We start from the raw sequence: 2999 nt of genomic DNA on the forward strand, positions 1-2999 counted from the left end.
GGGCGAGGGGGTCCTTCTGGCGGCGTGAGGGTCAAGCCCTGCGGCGGAATCAGGCGTCGGCGGAGTCGGTCCAGCCCGCGACGACCTGGACGCCGTCGGGGGTGACCGCGCGGACGGTGGCCTGGCCGGTGAGGGCGAACCGCTGCTCGCGGGCGGTGCCGTCGGGGTCGGTCCAGCTCGCGACGACGGTCGCGGCGGTGCGCCACGTCTGGCCGAACCGCGCCTCCTGGTCCAGGTCGACGGCGCCGTCGACCCGCCAGGACACCCGGCCCGCGGTGTCGTCGGCGCTCGCGTACGCCCCGTCGTCGCAGAAGAGGCGGTCGTCGGCCCGCTCGGCGCACAGGTCGAGGGCCGAGGAGGCGGCGGCGAGCAGGTCCGCCCCGGCCCCGGCGCGGAGCTGCTCGGCGGAGGCCTCCAGGAGCAGGAACGGTCCGTCCTCGCCCACGGCCACCTCCTGCGGGTCCAGGACGACGGGCGCGTCGGGGTCGGGGACCACCCGGTAGGTGCCCGGGTAGAGCGGCACCTCGGTGACCGTGCTGCCGGCGCTCGTGGTGACCGCGGTCGACCCCACCGTCACGTCGACCTCCTGCAGGGGCTGCAGCACCGACAGGCGGGCCGGCTGGGCGAGCGACCCCCGGATCCGCCACTCCGGCCGCAGCCACGAGCCGCCGGTCCGCTCCACGAAGACGGTGCCCGACACCTGCTCCCCGGCGAGCTCGTAGCTGACGTCGAAGCCGAGCGCCCGGTAGTCCGCCCCCGAGTAGGGGGAGACGGAGGTGTCGCGGCCGTCGTCCCCGACCTGGACGGCGCGGACGAGGTCGGCGTCGTCCATCGAGCCGGGCGCGGGCAGGCCGCTGCCGGTGAAGACGCCATCGGTGGCCAGCGCGTCCGCCGCGGCGCCGCCGCCGGCGGCGATCGCGTCCGGGTAGGCGACGACGAGGTCGCGGGGGTCGGCCCGCTGGCTGGTGACCCACGCGAGCGCGGCCGGGGCCGCGGCGACGACGCCCGCCAGCACCAGGGCACGGCGGCGCGGGGCACGGCGGACGGCGGCCTCGTCGGTCACGCCCTGCACCCTGGCACAGCCGGGCCCGGGTCGCGGGACTGCCCGGGTACGGCGCACGATCGGGTGATGACGGTGTCACCGGAGGACCGGTACCCCCGCTCGCGGGTCCGGATCAAGGACCACGAGATGGCCTACGTCGACACCGGGGAGGGCGACCCGATCGTCCTCCTGCACGGCAACCCGACGTCGTCCTACCTGTGGCGCAACGTCATCCCGCACCTGGCCGGGCTGGGCCGCTGCATCGCGCCGGACCTGATCGGCATGGGCGAGTCGGACAAGCTGCCCGACCCCGGGCGCGGCACCTACTCCTTCGCCACCCACGCCGAGTTCCTGGCCGACCTGCTGGCGGAGGTCCAGGTCGGGGACCGGGTCACCCTGGTGCTGCACGACTGGGGCGGTGCGCTGGGCTTCGACTGGGCGCGGCGGAACCCCGAGAAGGTCCGGGCGATCGCGTTCACCGAGACGATCGTGACGCCCCTGCTGTGGGCGGACTGGCCGCGGGCGGCCAAGAGCGTCTTCCAGGGCATGCGCTCCGACCACGGCGAGGAGCTGGTGCTGGAGCGCAACACCTTCGTCGAGCGGATCCTGCCGGCGTCCACGCTGCACGGGCTCTCCCCGGAGGCGCACGACCGCTACCGGGCGCCCTACCCGACCCCGGAGAGCCGGTGGCCCACGCTGGAGTGGCCGCGCAACATCCCGATCGAGCACGTGCCGCCGAAGGTGCACGACGTCGTGGACACCTACGGCGAGTGGCTGGCGACCTCCGACGTCCCCAAGCTGTTCGTGGACGCCGACCCGGGCTCGATCCTGGTCGGCCGGCAGCGGGAGCTGGTGCGCCGCTGGCCGAACCTCACCGAGGTGCAGGTGCCCGGCAACCACTTCGTCCCGGAGGACAGCCCCGACGAGCTGGGGACGGCGATCGCCGACTGGCTGCGCGGCCTGCCCTAACCGAGGACGGCGTCGCAGACGGCGACCAACCGCTCCCGCAGGGCGGCACCCCGGGCGGCGAAGCCGCGCTGGGCCGCCGCGTACTCCGCCTTGCCGGCCGCCGTCTCGATCGCGACCGGGGCGTAGCCGTGGTCGGCGAGGTCGTAGGGGCTGGCCCGCATGTCGAGCTCCCGGATGTCCACGGCCAGGGCGAAGCAGTCGGCCAGCAGCTCGCCCGGGACGGCGGGGGCGAGCTTGTAGGCCCACTTGTAGAGGTCCATCCCGGCATGAAGACAACCCGGCTGCTCGAGGGCGGCCTGCGTCTCCCGGGTCGGGGTGAGCGCGTTGCGCGGGGCGGCCGACGGGGTGAAGAACCGGTAGGCGTCGACGTGCGTGCACTGCAGGCGGTGGGACTCCACGACTGCGTCCGTGCCGGCCGACCCCAGCCGCAGCGGGACGGCGTCGTGCCGCGGCGGGGCCTGGTGCACCATCGCCCACTCGTGCAGCCCGAAGCAGCCGAACTGCCCGGACCGGGACGCCGTCGACCGCAGCAACCCCGCGACCCAGCCGGCCGACGTCCCCCGCTTGGCGCGGAACGCCTCGACGTCCAGCCCGACCGAGCCGTCGGGCAGCACGGCGTACATCGGCCAGCCGAGCCGTTCGTCGGCCAGCTCGCCGGTGACCGAGGCGCCCACGCCGGCGTGCCAGCGCAGCACCCGGGCCGGGGCTTCCGAGTAGTAGGTGAACAGGAAGTCCAGGACCGGGTGCGCCTCGTGCCGCCGGCGCCGCTCCAGGTGCGGCCCCACCCAGGTCAGCAGCCGCTCCCGGTGCGCGGCGGCCCGGGCGGCGGCCTCGGCGGCGGGGAGCACGGTCACCTGTGCAGCCTAGATGAGTAAGTCCGATTGGATCAGTGGTCGTAGGCGATCAGTGATCTTGTGACTGGTTGGCCGGTGGCGCGGTTGTGCCAGATCGCGGCGGTCAGGGCCAGCAGTCGTTGAGCGATGCGTGC

3 protein-coding genes and 1 pseudogene are annotated in these 2999 nt (G+C 74.9%); 1 reads left to right on the top strand and 3 read right to left on the bottom strand.

Features of this window, described 5'->3' with window-relative positions; genetic code table 11:
* Window positions 1-49: 49 nt before the first annotated feature.
* Window positions 50-1063 (bottom strand): hypothetical protein, encoded by a 1014-nt coding sequence (locus tag LFA75_RS23540; RefSeq protein WP_225236145.1) that lies wholly within the window; start codon window positions 1061-1063, stop codon window positions 50-52.
* 66 nt (window positions 1064-1129) lie between these two features.
* Here LFA75_RS23540 and LFA75_RS23545 point away from each other — a divergent pair, with 66 nt between their 5' ends.
* The gene (locus LFA75_RS23545) at window positions 1130-2011 is read left to right on the top strand and encodes a haloalkane dehalogenase (protein ID WP_225236146.1); all 882 of its coding nucleotides are present in this window, start codon (window positions 1130-1132) and stop codon (window positions 2009-2011) included.
* Here LFA75_RS23545 and LFA75_RS23550 read toward each other — a convergent pair.
* Both LFA75_RS23550 and LFA75_RS23555 read right to left on the bottom strand, forming a co-directional pair.
* Window positions 2008-2865, bottom strand: coding sequence for a 3-methyladenine DNA glycosylase (locus LFA75_RS23550; protein ID WP_225236147.1), 858 nt, complete (start codon window positions 2863-2865; stop codon window positions 2008-2010). The genes LFA75_RS23545 and LFA75_RS23550 overlap by 4 nt on opposite strands.
* Window positions 2866-2897: 32 nt before the next feature.
* A pseudogene (locus LFA75_RS23555) lies at window positions 2898-2999 on the bottom strand (IS982 family transposase); the annotation flags it as partial.

Source organism: Klenkia terrae (assembly GCF_900491935.1).
Lineage (GTDB): Bacteria > Actinomycetota > Actinomycetes > Mycobacteriales > Geodermatophilaceae > Klenkia > Klenkia terrae.